Source organism: Thermaerobacter litoralis (assembly GCF_054654595.1).
In genome coordinates this window covers 125237-139993 of the sequence record NZ_BAAIES010000005.1, presented here as the reverse complement: position 1 = coordinate 139993, position 14757 = coordinate 125237, and the positions used below count along the sequence as shown (strand labels likewise).

Annotated in this window: 8 protein-coding genes; 7 read left to right on the top strand and 1 reads right to left on the bottom strand. The window is 76.1% G+C overall.

The features are described 5' to 3' along the window. Positions 1-47 precede the first annotated feature (47 nt). Positions 48-2054 carry a selenocysteine-specific translation elongation factor gene (gene selB, locus ACYQ02_RS04070; protein WP_460039156.1) on the top strand — a complete coding sequence of 669 codons (2007 nt, stop codon included), beginning with the start codon at positions 48-50 and terminating at the stop codon, positions 2052-2054. Positions 2055-2279: 225 nt separating this feature from the next. After that, on the top strand, positions 2280-3587 hold the full coding sequence (locus ACYQ02_RS04065) for an MFS transporter (protein WP_460039155.1): 1308 nt from the start codon (positions 2280-2282) through the stop codon (positions 3585-3587). A gap of 150 nt (positions 3588-3737) precedes the next feature. Here ACYQ02_RS04065 and ACYQ02_RS04060 read toward each other — a convergent pair whose 3' ends face one another. Continuing rightward, entirely contained in the window at positions 3738-4205 is a 468-nt protein-coding gene (locus ACYQ02_RS04060) for a hypothetical protein (protein WP_460039154.1), read from the bottom strand. A gap of 549 nt (positions 4206-4754) precedes the next feature. Between ACYQ02_RS04060 and secD the strand changes: the two genes are divergently transcribed. The 5 genes from secD to recJ all read left to right on the top strand — a co-directional run bounded on the left by secD (position 4755) and on the right by recJ (position 14726). Then, complete coding sequence (gene secD, locus ACYQ02_RS04055) at positions 4755-6002, top strand: protein translocase subunit SecD (protein WP_460039153.1); 1248 nt, start codon at positions 4755-4757, stop codon at positions 6000-6002. Next, on the top strand, positions 5999-6886 hold the full coding sequence (gene secF / locus ACYQ02_RS04050) for a protein translocase subunit SecF (RefSeq protein WP_460039152.1): 888 nt from the start codon (positions 5999-6001) through the stop codon (positions 6884-6886). The genes secD and secF overlap by 4 nt, the downstream gene beginning before the upstream one ends. Before the next feature lie 312 nt (positions 6887-7198). Continuing rightward, on the top strand, positions 7199-9400 hold the full coding sequence (locus ACYQ02_RS04045) for an AAA family ATPase (protein ID WP_460039151.1): 2202 nt from the start codon (positions 7199-7201) through the stop codon (positions 9398-9400). Continuing rightward, positions 9397-11982: a vWA domain-containing protein gene (locus tag ACYQ02_RS04040; RefSeq protein WP_460039150.1), complete on the top strand. Its 2586-nt coding sequence runs from the start codon at positions 9397-9399 to the stop codon at positions 11980-11982. The genes ACYQ02_RS04045 and ACYQ02_RS04040 overlap by 4 nt, the downstream gene beginning before the upstream one ends. A 323-nt stretch (positions 11983-12305) precedes the next feature. Further along, a complete protein-coding gene (gene recJ / locus ACYQ02_RS04035) occupies positions 12306-14726 on the top strand; it encodes a single-stranded-DNA-specific exonuclease RecJ (protein WP_460039149.1) in 2421 nt (806 codons plus the stop codon). Positions 14727-14757: the final 31 nt, after the last annotated feature.

Genomic DNA, 14757 nt, shown 5'->3' with positions numbered 1-14757 from the left:
GGCGGGCCCGGAAGGAATGGCGGTTTGCAGGAGGAAGGATGCCATCCATGACCACGACGACCCCAACCGGCACCCCGTCGCCGGGGCCGGCCAACCCGGCGCCCTTTGTCATCGGTACCGCCGGCCACGTGGATCACGGCAAGACGACCCTGGTCCGCGCCCTGACGGGTGTCGACACCGACCGCCTGCAAGAGGAGAAGCGCCGCGGCATCTCCATCGATCTCGGCTTCGCCCCCTTCCGCCTGCCGGGCGGGCGGCCCGCGGCCATCGTCGACGTCCCGGGCCACGAGCGCTTCATCCACAACATGGTGGCCGGCGTCCACGGCATGGACCTGGTCCTCTTCGTCGTCGCCGCCGACGAGGGCGTCATGCCCCAGACCGTCGAGCACCTGGACATCCTGGACCTCCTGGGCGTCCGCCACGGCCTGATCGCCCTCACCAAGGTCGACACGGTGGACGACCCGGCCTGGCTCGATCTGGTGGAGGAGGACGTGCGCGCCCACCTGCGGGGGACGTTCCTCGAAGGCGCGCCCCTGGTGCGGGTGGCTCCGCCGGCGGGTCTTGGCCTCGACCGGCTGCTGGCGGCGCTGGAGGAGGCGGCCGCCCGCGTCCCGGCCCGGGACGCCGGTGGCCTGGTCCGGCTGCCCATCGACCGGGTGTTCACCGTGGCGGGGTTCGGTACGGTGGTGACGGGCACCCTGGCGGCCGGCACCTTGACGACGGGCGCGCGGGTGGTGATCGAGCCCGGCGGCCTTTCCGCCCGCGTCCGCCAGCTCCAGGTCCACGGCCGGACGGTGGAGCAGGCCGTGGCCGGGCAGCGGGTGGCCGCCAACCTGGCCGGGGTCGACCACCACCGGCTCCAGCGCGGGCAAGTGGTGCTGCAGCCCGGCACCCTGGCCGCGACGACCTGGCTCGCCGGGCGGGTCCGGTGGCTGGAGCGAGCCCCCTGGCCCCTGCGCCACAATGAGCGGGTGCGCGTCCACGCCGGCGCCGCGGAGGTCCTGGGGCGGGTGCGGCTGCTGGACCCGGCCCGCCCGTGGACGCCGGGGGAGTCGGGGTGGGCCGCCATCCGTCTGGAGTCGCCCCTGGTCGTCGCCCCCGGCGACCGGTTCGTCCTGCGCACCTACTCCCCGCCCCGCACCGCCGGCGGCGGCGTGGTGGCCGACACCGGCCGGCCCTGGAACCGCCGGCAGGCGCCGGGCCGCTGGCTGGCCGCCTTTCTGCCGGACGAACCGGCCCGGGCCGTCGCTGCGCGCCTGGCCTGGGCGGGGCGGCCGCTGCCCCTGGCCGATCTGGGACGGGCCGTCGGCCAGCCCAGGGAGCGAACCGCCGCGTGGCTGGCGCAGGCCCAAAAGGCCGGTTCGGCGCGCCCCCTGGGTCCGGACGTGTGGGTGGCGCCGCCGGTCCTGGACCAGCTCACGGGCCGCCTGGAGACGGTGCTTGACGCCTTTCACCGGGCGCATCCCCTGGAGCGCGGGATCCCCCGGGACGCCCTGACCCACGCCCTGGGGATTGGCGACGACCCGGCCGTCGCCCAGGCCCTCCTGGACCACTGGCTGGGCGAGGGCCGGCTGGCGGTGGACGAGGACCGGTTCCACCGGCCGGGCTGGCGCCCCGCCGCCGACGCCCGCGGCCAGGAGCGGCTGGACCGGCTGGAGGCGGTCTACCGGGAGGCCCACCTGGCGCCGCCCGACAGCGTCGAGGCGGCCGCAGCCGCGGCGGGCTTGCCGCCCGGCGAGGCCCAGGCCCTGGTCGCCTTGCTGGAGCGCCAGGGACGGCTCGTCCGGGTGGCGCCGGGGCTCTGGTTCACGCCGGAGGCCCTGGCCGATGCCCGGGGCCGGCTGGAGGCCCTGCAGCGGCAGGCGGGGCCCTTCACCGTGGCCCAGGCCCGGGACGCCCTGGGCGTGACCCGGAAGTGGGCCCTGCCGTTGCTGGAGTACTTCGACCGGCAGCGGTGGACCCGGCGGGAGGGCGACCGGCGCCAGCTGGTGGGAAGTCCGGACCCCGGCAGGGACGGTTCACCGGGTAAGGGCGCACCGGGCAAGGGCGATTGAAGACACCGAGCGGCAGCGCGGCGGCGTGGGGGCGGGTGGCGCCGGCGGCCGGCAGACCGGCGGTGGGGGGAGGGGGCCGGCGGCGCCGGCAGGTGGCGGCCGTCGTGGCAGCCGCTCGAGGCGGGCGCCGGCCAGGATTGGGACCTGGGGACAGGTAGGAAGTGTCACCGGCGACACCGAATCCCAAGGCGGGAAGCACCAAGGGACAGTGGGGAGGACGGATCGGTGGGTCAAACGGGGGGTTCGCCACGCGGCGTCAAATCCTACGGCTTCTTTGAGATGCTCCAGCGCTTCCGCGCCTACCGCCGGTACTGGCTGGCCATGGCCGTCTCCTGGGCGGGCGACCGCTTCAGCGCCGTGGCGCTGGCCACGCTGGTGCTGGACCGGTTCCCAGAAGAGCCCATGGCCATCGGCATCGTGCTGATGATGCAGCACCTGCCCCAGGCCGTCTTTGGCCTGCTGGCCGGGGCTCTGGCCGACCGCTGGCCGCGGCGCCGGGTCATGGTGGTCAGCGACCTGATCCGCGCGGCGGTGGTGCTGCTGGTCCCGCTGGCCGATGAGCTCTGGCAAGTGTACCTGGCCGCCCTGGCCCTGGGAACGGCCAGCACCTTCTTCTTCCCGGCCTGGCGCAGCACCTTGCCCAGCGTGGTCAGCCGGGATGCGCTGCTGGAGGCCAACGCCTACCATTCGGCGACCCGGTCTTTCATCGACATCCTGGCGCCGGTGGGGGCCACGGCCCTGATCGCGGCGGGGCGGGCCGTCCACCCGGTGCTCTACATGGCGCCGGCCTTCTGGCTGGACAGCCTCTCCTACCTCATCTCGGCCTCCCAGCTGGCCCGGTTGCCGCTGGACGACCGGGACCGGTCCGCCCCACGCACCTCCGGGCGCGGGGCGGCCGGGGTGTGGCAGGACGTGCTGGCGGGCTTGCGCTACCACCGCCAGAACCGGACGGTGTGGGCCCTGCTGCTGCTGATGGGCAGCTTCGCCTGGGGCGCCAACGGCGCCAATGCCCTGATGCAGAAGGCGGTCCCGGCCCTCCTGGGCGTGCCGCCCGAGCGCTGGGGGGTACTGCTGGCCGCCATGGGCCTGGGGATGATCGCCGGCAACGCCATCGTGGCGCGCCGCGGCAAGATCTGGCCCCGCCGGGTGATCATCGGCCTCGGTTACCTGGGGGCGTGGCTGGCCCTGGTCATCCTGGCCGGCACCCGGGACTTCGCCGTGGCGATGGGCGCCTACGTGCTGATGGGCGTCAGCAACGCGGCCTTCCTGGCGCCCCAGGTGGCCTGGGTCCAGGAGGCGACCGATCCCGTCTACCTGGGGCGGGTCGAGGCGACCCGCAACGCCCTGATCTACCTGGGCATGACGGCCAGCCCCCTGCTGGCCGGCTGGCTGGAGCAGGCCCTCGACTCCCTCTCCGGGGCCATGTGGGGCATGTCCGTGCTCTTCCTGGTCCCGGCCGTGCTGTCCTTCGTCCACCCGGCCCTGCGCCAGGCGCCGGCGCCCGCACCCGCGCGGGCGGCCAGCGGGGCGTGACCGGGGCCGGGGGCCAGGGGCGCCAGCCTTCTTCCGGCACGGATCGGGCCCGACGCGGATCGGGTCGGGGGGTCCGGGCGGAGGCTGTCAAGGCGTCGCGGCAGGCGGCCGGATGGGGCCAGGCCCGGGACGGGGGCGAGCCGCCGCCCGTCAGACCCGGCCGCCGTGCCGGCGGATGATGGCCGCCGCCTGGTCCCGGCTCTGGCCCCGGTCCAGGGGGACGGTGAGCAGGTAGGGCATGTCCCCCACCAGCTCGTCGTCGGAGAGGCCGCTGACCGCCGGCGACATGGCGGCCAGGGCCCGCCGGTCGCGGTTCATGGCGCCCGTCAGGGTGTCGGGGACGGGCTGGTCCCACTGGTCGCCCCGTTCTTCCCGCACCGGCTCCAGGCGGTCGATCTGGACCCCATGGTAGCCGGCGGCCCTCAGGTCCTCGGCCGCCCGCTGGGCGCTGTCGGCATCCCGGAAGCTGGCCAGAACGGCCGGCTGCTCAAAGTGGGGCTCGCCCCGCAGGGCGCCCGGCTGGGGGATCGGGGCGGGGCCGTCATCCCGCCCGCCGGCCGGCGGCCGGTCCCCGGGGCCGGGTTCGTCCGGTCCGGGCTCGTTGGGTCTCCAGCGCATCCCTCATCCTCCTTCAAGGGTGCTTCAAGCCGCCTGCGCGGCCGTGGCCGGAGCCGAGGTGCCTTCTCGCGGGCTGGGAGCTTGCGGCCCCGCTCCGCGAGCGGCGATGGAACCAGCCCGTTCCGCCGCGGCGGCAAAGCCCTGCGCAATCCGCCAGGGGTGGCGGGACCCCGGGATACGGCGACGGTCCACCGGCAGGGGGAGACGTCGCCCCCGGGCCGCCGTTCCCAGTGTTCCCCCACCCGCTTGCCGGCAGCAGGCGGGCCGGTGCCGCCCGTGCCGGCAGGAGGGACCCGGGGGGTTCCGCCGACCCGCCGGGCGCTGGCAAGGAAGCGGCTTCAAGGGGCCGGGGCGCGGTGATATAATCGGCTTCGGACTTTTGGCCCCCGGCGCCCGCCGGGCAGCGGCCCGCGGGGCCGTCCCGGCCGGCCGTGGGGCGGCGCAGCGCGGGTCACGGCGAGGGTGTGGAGGGGACGCGGCCACCGGAGGCACCCAGGCCGGGGCCGCCTTTTTTGTGCAAGGATGACGTTGCAGGGAGGGGGCGGCGGCATGCGAGCGCGCCGCAGGTGGCGGGCGGTGCTGACCCTGATCCTGAGCCTGGCGATCCTGGGGGGCATCGCCGCCTGGACGCTGGCGGATTTCAAGCTCCAGAACCGCATCAACCGCGGTCTCGACCTGGCCGGCGGCGTGCGGGTCGTCCTGCAAGGGGTGGACAAGCCCGGCAATCCCGTCACGCGGGAGAAGATCGACGACGCGGTGGAGATCATCCGCAACCGCGTCGACGCCCTGGGCGTCGCCGAGCCGGTCATCCAGCGCCAGGGCGAGGACCGCATCGTGGTGGAACTGGCCGGGGTCAAGGACCCCCAGGAGGCCATCGAGACCATCGGGCGCACGGCGCGGCTGGAGTTCCGGGGTCCCGACGGCAGCGTGGTGGTGACGGGGGACCAGCTGGTGGCGGGCGGCATCCAGGTGGCCGCCGACCAGGCGGGCCGCCCGGTGGTCCAGCTGCAGTTCAACGCCGAGGGCACCGAGAAGTTCGCCGAGGCCACCCGGAAGTTCTACCGGCAGCCGATCTTCATCGTCCTGGACGACCAGGTGATCTCCTCGCCGACGGTCGAGGCGGTCATCACCAACGGCCGGGCCGAGATCACCGGCATCCCCACCTTTGACGAGGCCCAGCGGCTGGCCGTGGCCTTGCGGTACGGCGCCCTGCCCGTCGACCTGCAGGTGGTGGAGAACCGGACGGTGTCGGCGACCCTGGGCGCCGACTCGCTGCAGCGCAGCGTCCAGGCGCTGATCGTGGGCGGCACCGCGGTGGCGGCCTTCATGCTGGTGATCTACCGGATCCCCGGCTTCTGGGCCGTCGTCGCCCTGGCCGTCTACATGCTGATCACGGCCGGCGCCCTCTACGGGCTCAACGCCACCCTGACCCTGCCGGGCATCGCCGGGTTCGTCATGTCGGTGGGCATGGCCGTGGACGCCAACGTGCTGATCTACGAGCGGATCAAGGACGAGCTCAAGGCGGGCAAGACGATCCGGGCGGCCCTGGACGCCGGCTTCCGCAACGCCTTCTCCGCGATCCTGGACTCCAACCTGACCACGCTGATCGCGGCGGCCGTCCTCTACGGCCTGGGCACCGGACCCGTGCGCGGCTTCGCCGTGACCCTGGCCGTCGGCGTGGTGGCCAGCATGTTCACCGCCATCACGCTGACCCGGTTCTTCCTGCGCAATCTGGTGGACGCGGAACTCTTCCGGCAGCCGGCCCGGCTGTTCGGCGTGAGGGGGGAGGCGCGGTGAAGGGGTTCTCCTTCGTGCGGACCCGCGGCATCGCCTTCGCCCTGAGCCTGCTCCTGCTGGCGGCCGGGATGATCGCCTGGGCGGTGCGCGGCCTGAACTACAACGTGGAGTTCACGGGCGGCGCGGCCTGGACCCTGCGCTTCGAACAGCCCGTCACCGCCGGCGCGGTGCGGGACGTCCTCCAAAGCCAGGGGATCGAGGATCCCATCGTCCAGCTGGCGGAGGGCGACCGGGTGGTCTTCCTGCGGACGCCCCACGTGGACCAGGCGACCCAGCAGAAGGTGCTGGAGGCCCTGGAGAAGCAGGTGGGCCCGGTCCGCCTGGAGCAGTTCGACAGCATCAGCCCCGTCATCGGCCGGGAGATCAAGGAGAAGGGCCTGCTGGCCCTGGGGCTGGCCACCGTGGGCATGATCGTCTACATGACGGTGCGCTTCGAGTTCTGGTTCGCGGTGGCGGCCATCCTGGCCATGCTCCATGACGTGTTCATGGTGGTCGGGCTGTTCGCCCTGCTCCAGTGGCAGGTGGACTCGTCCTTCATCGCGGCGATCCTGACGGTGTTCGGCTACTCCATCAATGACACCGTGGTCGTCTTCGACCGCATCCGGGAGAACCTGCGGCTGCGGCGCAAGGAGCCGCTGGACGAACTGGTCGACCGGTCGATCCGGCAGGTGCTGCGCCGGTCGCTGTTGACCGGCACCACGACCCTGCTCGCCCTGGCTGCCGTGTTCGCCTTCGGCGGCGAGACGATCCGCGCCTTCTCGGGGGCCATGTTCTTCGGGATCCTGTTCGGCACCTACTCGTCGATCTTCGTGGCCAGCCCCCTGTGGTACATCCTGCGGGAGCGGGCGGCCCAGCGGCAGGCCCAGGCCCGGGCGGCCGGCTGAACGGATCGGCCCGCGCGCCGGGGGGACCAGGCGCACCCAAGAAGACGCCCTGCCTTCCGGGAATCCCGGAAACCACCGTCGCCGAGAGAAGCCGGCAACCACCGGACCCTGGGTCCGGTGGTTTTTTTGCTTGGGGCGCGGCCAGACTAACCTGCGCCGCCGGTTCCGCGGGCCGCGCTGCGAGCACCCGGCGATCGCCGGGCTGGATCGCCGGGGGTTCGTGTCGGGCCGGGCGGCCGTCGCGGGCGGGCCGGTTCGACCAGCGGGCGGGGCGGATCGCCGGTTCATCACGGTGGGCGGGGGTGTGGTGCGATGCAGGATTACGCGACCCTCATCCGGCATGAGGGCAATCGCCATCTGTTCGAAGCCGTGGAGATGTCCATTATCGCCCAGCTCTGGGGCGAACCCCTGCACCTCCACGCCGAAGGCGTGCGGGGGACGGGCAAGACGACCATCCTGCGGGCGGCGCGGCGCATCCTCCCCCGCATCGAGCGGATCCGCGGCTGCCCGTACAACTGCGATCCCCAGGCCCCCCATTGCCCGCTCCATGCCCACTGGACCCCCGATCAGATCGCCGCCCACGGCACCGAGTGGATTCCGATGCCCTTCCGGGAGATCTCGCCGTCGGCCAAGGTGGGCACGGTCACGGGCAGCCTGGACCTGGCCCGGCTGACCGACGCCACGCGCCCCGAGGCGGCCCTGTTACCCGGGACCCTGGCCCAGGCCCACCGGGGGATCGTCCTGGTCGACGAGATCAACCGCCTGGCCGACGTGGCGCCCGAGCTGGCCGACTGCCTGCTGGACGTGATGGGGACCAAGCCGGGCCGTCTGCAGATCGAGGAGACCGGTCTGCCGCCGGTGGAGATCCCGGTGCGGGTGGCCGTGTGGGCCGCCTCCAACCCCGACGAGGAACCGGGACCGCTGGAGGAGATCCGCCGGCAGCTGTCCGATCGCTTCGATCTCGTCCTGGACGTGCGCCGGCCGGGGGAGCCGTGGCTGGTCAAGCGGATCCTGATGCTGGGCGAAGCCCGGGCGCGGGCCGCCGCCCAAGGGTCCCGGGCGGCCGCGGCGGCGACCCGGGCGGGGGCCGGTGGAGGGGCGCCCTCCCTGGCGTCCCAGTTAGGGGACGGGGCGGCCAAGGCCGCCGCTGGCGCTCCGGGCGGTGCGGCCCAAAAGGCTGCCACGGGCCGGGACGAACCGGCCCCCGGGCCGGCCGGTACGGGCGCAGACGCCCGGCCGGGGGCCGCCCTGCCGGCCGGGCAGGCTGCCCCCGCCGCGGGCGATCCGCACGCCACCGCGGTGGATGGGGTGTCCGGCGCCACGGCGGCGGGTGGCCGCACGAACGGCTGGTCGCCGGCCGGCACCCGGGGCGAGGGCCCGGACGCGCTGGCGGGTGACGGGCACGATGCCTCCAGGGCGGCGGCGGGGGCCGCCGTCACCGCCGGATCGACGGGGGTCCCCGCCTCTGTGGGATCTGCGGGGACCGGCGTCTCCGGCGGGTCCAGGACGGCGGCAGGAACCCCGCCCGCCACCGCCGGCGGCCCGGCCCCATCCGGCCCGACCCCACCGGCCGATGACGAGTGGAGCCGCCGCTGGCGGGACGCGGCGGCCCGCCGGCCGGAATTCCCCGAGGCCCTTCTGGACCTCCTGGCGGAGATCTACGTCCAGTTTCGGCTGGAGAGCCTGCGGGCCCTGGAGGCCTGGCGACACGGGGCCGCGCTGTACGCCGCCCGGTCGGGCCGGCGCCAGGTCCTGCGGGCCGACATCCTGGAGATCGCGCCGGCGGTCCTCCGTCACCGGGTGGAGGCCGGCGTGCTGAGCGAGATCCTGGAGTTCCTGGCCCGGGAGGGCGAGGCCAGCGATGGGGGTGACGGAGCCCCCGGCGCCTGGACCGGCCGGGATCCTGGGAACCGGGCGGCGCTGGCGGGCGATCCCTACGGGGGGCGCGCCTGGCAGGCCGTTCCTGGCGGTGGCGTGGCCCGGGCCGAGGCCGGCGACGTTCCGGGCGTCCCGCCGGCAGGGGACGAACAGGACGGGGAGGGGCCGGCCCGGCCGGTGGGGGCCGGCTGGTCCGGCGGCGACACGGGGCCGGGCGGCGTGTGGAGCCGGCTCAGGGGAATGCTGGCCCGGGCCGCCGGCCACGGGGCCGGGGGCCTGAACCCAGCGGCGACGCCGCCGGCTGCGGCGAGCCGGGCCTCCGCGGGGGGTACGGCCGGGGCTCCCGGCGGCGGGTTCTCCTCGGCAGCCGACGGGGGATCCCAGACTGGACCGGGGCGGGGGGCCGCCGGTTCCGCGGGCGTCGACGGACCCTACGGCTCCTTCGGCACCGGCAGCCCCTTCGGCAGCCTGGGACTGGCCGCGGGCGGCTCCCGCAGCCCGGCCCAGGCCGGTTCGGGGGCCGCTGGCAGCCCCCTCCGGCCCGGCGCCCGGGAGGGCACCACACCGCCCCACCGGGCCCGACCCCTGCTGGAGCTGACCCGGGACCGGGCCATCCGGTCCTGGGGCCGGCCGTGAGGACCTGGGTTGCCGGCCTGGAGCGGCTGACGGAGCGCCTGGGCCGGCAGGCCGACCTGACGGCCCGCCTGATGCATGCCCTGCCCCAGGGGGCCGCGGGCATCGGTGAGGCAGCCGTGGCCAGCACCTGCGTTCACTTGCTGGTGGTGGGCCGGCCGGGTGTCGTCCAGGTCCTGCGCCACGCCGATGCGGGCCGGGTCTTCTATGGCCGCTCCCGGCCCGGCCAGATCCTCCACATCGACGTCTTCCACGCCGACGGGGAGGTCGACCACCGCCTGGTGGCGCGCCAGCTCACCCGGGCGGCCCGGATCTACGCCCGCGACGCCGGGGCGTACCGGGTGGCCGGGCTACCCGTCGAGCAGATCCCCGATTACATCGACCTGCAGACCGGGACCGGCGGCGGCCGCGCCTCGGGATCGCTGATCTACGGCCGCCGCCTCTCCTTGCGCCTGGCCCACCGCAACCACGTCCACCTGGCCATCGGCCTGCCCCGGGCCCTTTGGGGCTATGCCGTCTACGCCGTGGCGGCGGTGGAGGAGGCGGTGCTGCAGTCGGGCCTGGAACTGCGGCGGATCGACGCGGTGGAACTGGTCGACGGGCAGGGCGGCGCTCCCCTGGACCTCAGCGATTACGAGACCGCCTCCGACTCCCTCCTGCGGGAGGAGGGCCGTCCCCGCCCGGCGGGCGAGGCCGGCGCCGGTTGGGGCTGGGGTGGGCGGGGGTCCGCCCGGGGCGGCCCGGCGGCCGGACGGCCTGGAAACCCGACCGGCGGGTTTCCGTCCCCGCCGGGTGCGGGCGGGAACGGGCCGGCCGACCTCGGGGTAGCGGGGGGCGCCGGCGGCCCGGCCGCGGTGGGCGGCGGCGGTCCCGACGGCTGGGCCGCCCCTGGCGACGTGGCCGTCACCGGCCCGGCGGCCTGGGGGCCCGATGGGCGGGGGCCGGGCGACCCAGGGACCGCAGGTCTCGGGCGGCCCCACCGCTTCACCGGCCCGGCGGCCTGGCGGGAGGTCCTCCTGGACGACGGCGACGGCGAGCGCCCATCCGGGCGCCGCCGGAGCGCTGAAGGCGCCGCCCCCGGCCGCGGGGGCCGTCCCGGGCTCCGGTCCCTCTGGCGTCCGTGGTGGGGCCGGGGGTATGGCCTCTCCGGCTGGGAGGGTGCCGGCGGGGCGGCCGGTGCCGGCCGGGACGGGACCCGGTCCCCGCAGGGCGCCGGTGGGCCTGGCACCGGCGGGATCCCCGGCGACGACCGGCCTGGCCGCGGCCGTTCCTACGACGGCCCGCCCGGCGACGGGAACCTGGGGGCCGGCGACGGGACGGTCCGCCTCCCGGAGGGGCCCTGGCCCGTTTCGCCCACGGCCGGCGGCGCCGCCGGCCAGGGGCGGAAGGAGCCTGGGCCGGGCATGGGCAACGAGACGGTCCACGGCGATGGCAACGGGCTTGGGCTGGCGGGCGGGGGGGAGCCGGCGGCCGGCGGGCCCCCGGGCGGCGACGCGGCCGCCCACCGGTTCCACCGGCAGGGGCTTCTGGCCCGCTCCCTGGACTGGCTGCGGGAGACCGGGGTCGACCTGGGTACCGCCCTGCTGGAGCGCCTGGGTGCCGGCGCGACCCTGCGGGACCTCCAGCTGCCCGGCGCCGGTTACGAAGACCTGCGCCGGTGGCTGACGACCCTGCGGGAGGCCGGCCTGCTGGAACGGGACGGCGAGCGGTACCGCCTGAGCCCGCAGGGCTGGGAGCTCCTGGCCTTGCTCCAGGACGAACCGGCCACCGTGCGCACGGCCCTGCGCCGCCTGCTGCGGGTGCGCCCGGCCCGGCCGGACCCCCGTCCCGGTCACGGGCAGATCGCGGTCTACGACGACGAGCGCGGTCGGCAGGCCAACCGGCGGGTGGTGCGACCCTGGGAGCCGGGGGCGGGCGGCGACGGCCTGGCGGTGGCCGAGTCGGTGACGGCGGCCCTGGCGCGGCGCGGTCTTCCCCTGCGGGTCGGCGCCGAGGACCTGCGCCTCTACCGGCGCCTCCGCCGCCACCCGGTGGACGTCTGCCTGGTGCTGGACGCCAGCGCCAGCATGGCGGGCAGCCGCATCCGGGCGGCCAAGGATCTGGCCCAGCAGCTCCTCGTCTCCACCCGCGACCGGGTGGCCGTCATCACCTTCCAGGAGCGGATCGTCCAGGTCCAGGTGCCGCTGACCCGCAACACCAGCCGGGTCGAACGCGGCCTCAGCCAGATCCAGCCCTACGGCCTCACCCCCCTGGCCCAGGGGCTGGAGGTCGCCCTGCTCTACCTGGCCCAGAGCCGGGCCCGGAACCCCCTCCTGGTGCTCATCACCGACGGCATCCCGACCGTCCCCTACCGGACGGCCAACCCCCTGGAGGATGCCGTCCAGGTGGCCCGCCAGCTGGGCCAGGGCCGGTTCGGCCGGGTGGGGTTCACCTGCATCGGCCTGCAACCCAACGAGCGTTACCTGCGGGAGCTGGTGCGGGTGGCGGGCGGCCGCTTGTACGTGGTCGACGAGCTGGAGCGGGACACCCTGGTCTCCATCGTCCACCGGGAGCGGGCCCAGCGCAAGGAGCGGGCCCGTCCCTGACGGCGCCGGCGATCCGCCGGGCACCCCCGGCGGGTTCTTCCAGGGCGCAGGAACCCTCCCCCGCCTGTCGAAGACCGCCTCCTTGTGGAGGCGATGTCCTTGCCGTCGACGACCTGCGCGCCCTGCCGATCACCGTCCTGCCGCGCCCGTAGGCTGCCCGCCGTTGCCGCTGCCGGCCGTACCCGTCGCCCGCAAGGGGCCCCCGGGGGTGGGGGCGTTCGCGGGCCGGCGTCCTCCCGCGCCCGGCGGGGCCAGGAATGGTCCCGGTTCCGGCCCCGGCCCCGGTCCCGGGTCCCGGGGGCTCCCACCGGGGGCGGCCGGGCGTGAGGGCGCCGGTGCCCGGGCGGCGCTGGCGGGTTCGTCCGGCCGATCCGGCGGTGGTGGCGCGGTTGGCCGAGGCCCTGGGCGTGGCGCCCCTGACCGCCCGCATCCTGGCCGGCCGCGGGTGGACCGATGCCGCCGCCGCCCGGCGGCTCCTCGACGGCCATCCCCTGCTCCACGACCCCTTCCTGCTGCCCGGCATGGAGGCCGCGGTGGCCCGGCTGCGGGCCGCCCTGGCCCGGGACGAGGGGATCCTGATCGTCGGCGACTACGACGTGGACGGCGTGGCGGCCGCGGCCCTGCTCTACCGCGGCCTGAAGGACCTGGAGCCCGAGGCCCGGGTCCAGGTGTACATCCCGGACCGCCACGGCGAGGGGTACGGCGTGCCGCCGGGAGCCCTGGAGGCGGCCACGGCCATGGGGGCGAGGCTGCTGGTCACCGTGGACAACGGGATCGCGGCCCACGAGCCCTTAGCCGAGGCGCACCGGCGGGGCCTGGACGTCATCGTCACCGACCACCACCAGGTCCAGGGGGCCCTGCCGCCTGCGCTGGCGGTGATCAACCCCCACCGGCCGGACAGCCGCTACCCCTGGCGGGGCCTCTGCGGCACCGGCGTGGTCTTCAAGCTGCTCCAGGCCCTCCTGGGGGACGAACCGGCCTCGCCGGCCTGGTGGCAGCTGGCGGCCCTGGCCACCGTGGCCGATGTGGTGCCGCTGCAGGACGAGAACCGCACCCTGGTGCGGCGCGGGCTCGCGGAGCTGGCCGCCGCGCCCCTGCCCGGCCTGGCCGCCCTGGCGGAGGCCGCAGGCCTCGGCGACACGCGCCTGGACGCCCACGGCGTGGCCTTCATCCTGGCCCCGCGGCTCAACGCCGCCGGGCGCATGGGCTCGGCCTTTCAGGCCTGGGAGCTGCTGGCCACGGACGAACCCGGCCGTGCCCGGGCCCTGGCCCTGGCCGTCGACCAGCTGAACCGGCTGCGCCGCCAACAGGAGGACCTGGCCCTCGGCCAGGCCTTGCGCCGGCTGGAACGGGGCGAGGGGCTCTACGGCGAGGAGGTCATCGCCCTGGCCCATCCCGGCTGGCACCAGGGCGTCCTGGGGATCGTGGCCTCCCGGCTGGTCGACCTGTTCCACCGGCCGGCCCTGGTGGGCCGGGAGCAGGCCGGCTGGATCACCGGATCGGCGCGCAGCATCGCCGGCTTCCACCTGTTCCGGGCCCTGGCGGCGTGCTCGGAGCTCTTCGCCCGCTTCGGCGGCCACGCCCAGGCGGCGGGCTTCACCCTGCCCGCCGAGCGCTGGGGCGAGCTGGGCAGGCGCCTGGCGGAGGAGGCCCGCCGCACCCTGACCCCGGACCAGCGAGTGCCGGTGGTGGAGGTGGACGCCGTGGCGCGGCCGGAGGAGCTGACGGTGGCCGCCGTGCGGGAGCTGGAGCGGCTCGCCCCCTTCGGGGAGGGGAACCCGGAGCCGGTGGTCGCCCTGGCCGGCCTCCCGGCCGTCACGGCCCGCCCGGTGGGCGGCGGCGAGCACCTGCGCCTGGAATGGGAGGGTGGCTGGTCGGCGGTCGCCTTCGGGCTGGGCGAGCTGGCGGCCCAGGTGGCCCAGGCGCGCCACCTGGAGCTGGCCGTCCGGCCGCGGGTGGACACCTTCCGCGGTGCCGAGCGGGTCGAGCTGCGGGTCCAGGACCTGCGGCCGGCGGACGCGGCCCGGGCGGCCTGGCTGGCTGCGGAGCTGGAGCGCCGGCGGCGCTGGACGGAGGCGCTGTACCCCGACCGGGAGGCCCTCGTCAAGGTGTACCTGGCCCTGGAAGCGCTGGCGGGCAGCCCGGACCCGGGCGGTGGCGCGGTGGAGGCGGCGGGCCGGCCCGGGACGGCCGGGAGCCGGCCGGGGCGCGGGACGGGGACCGGGGACGGTGGGGCTGGGGTGGGGGGGCCGTCGGCAGGTGGCCCCGCACCGGCACCCCAGGCGCGGCGCCTGCCGGCCCGGCGCCTGCCGGCCCGGCCCGCCGCCCTGGTCGATGCCCTGGCCGTCCGGCTCCCCGGCTGGCCCCGGCACACGCTGCAGGCCGCCCTGGAGATCCTGCGGGAGGCGGGGGTCCTGGGCCCGGCCGGGGAGGAGGGCGCGGCGGCCGGCGCGGCCGGTTCGTCCGGCTCGGGGGCCTCCAGCGATGCAGCGGGGTGGTGGGTCCTGGCGCCCCGGGGCCGGCGGGCCTTCGACCTCAACCGCAGCGCCCGGTATCGGACCGGGATGGCCCGCCGAGAGGTCCTGGAGCGGGTGGCGGCGGCGCTGGCCGCCGGCCGCTGGGCCGAAGCGGAACGAGGGCTGGCCCATCCCCTGGCCCTGCCGTTGCCGGTGGGATACAATGAACTGATAAGAAACGCCAGCACGCCCGCCCCGCCGCCGGAGGCGGAGGCCGGTCCGGCCTGAGGGGCCGCCCGGGCCTGAAGGGGATGCGGGT

Coding starts and splice junctions, on each gene's coding strand:
- selB (WP_460039156.1), top strand. CDS start 48: ATGACCACGACGACCCCAACCGGCACCCCGTCGCCGGGGCCGGCCAAC.
- ACYQ02_RS04060 (WP_460039154.1), bottom strand. CDS start 4,205: ATGCGCTGGAGACCCAACGAGCCCGGACCGGACGAACCCGGCCCCGGG.
- secD (WP_460039153.1), top strand. CDS start 4,755: ATGCGAGCGCGCCGCAGGTGGCGGGCGGTGCTGACCCTGATCCTGAGC.
- ACYQ02_RS04045 (WP_460039151.1), top strand. CDS start 7,199: ATGCAGGATTACGCGACCCTCATCCGGCATGAGGGCAATCGCCATCTG.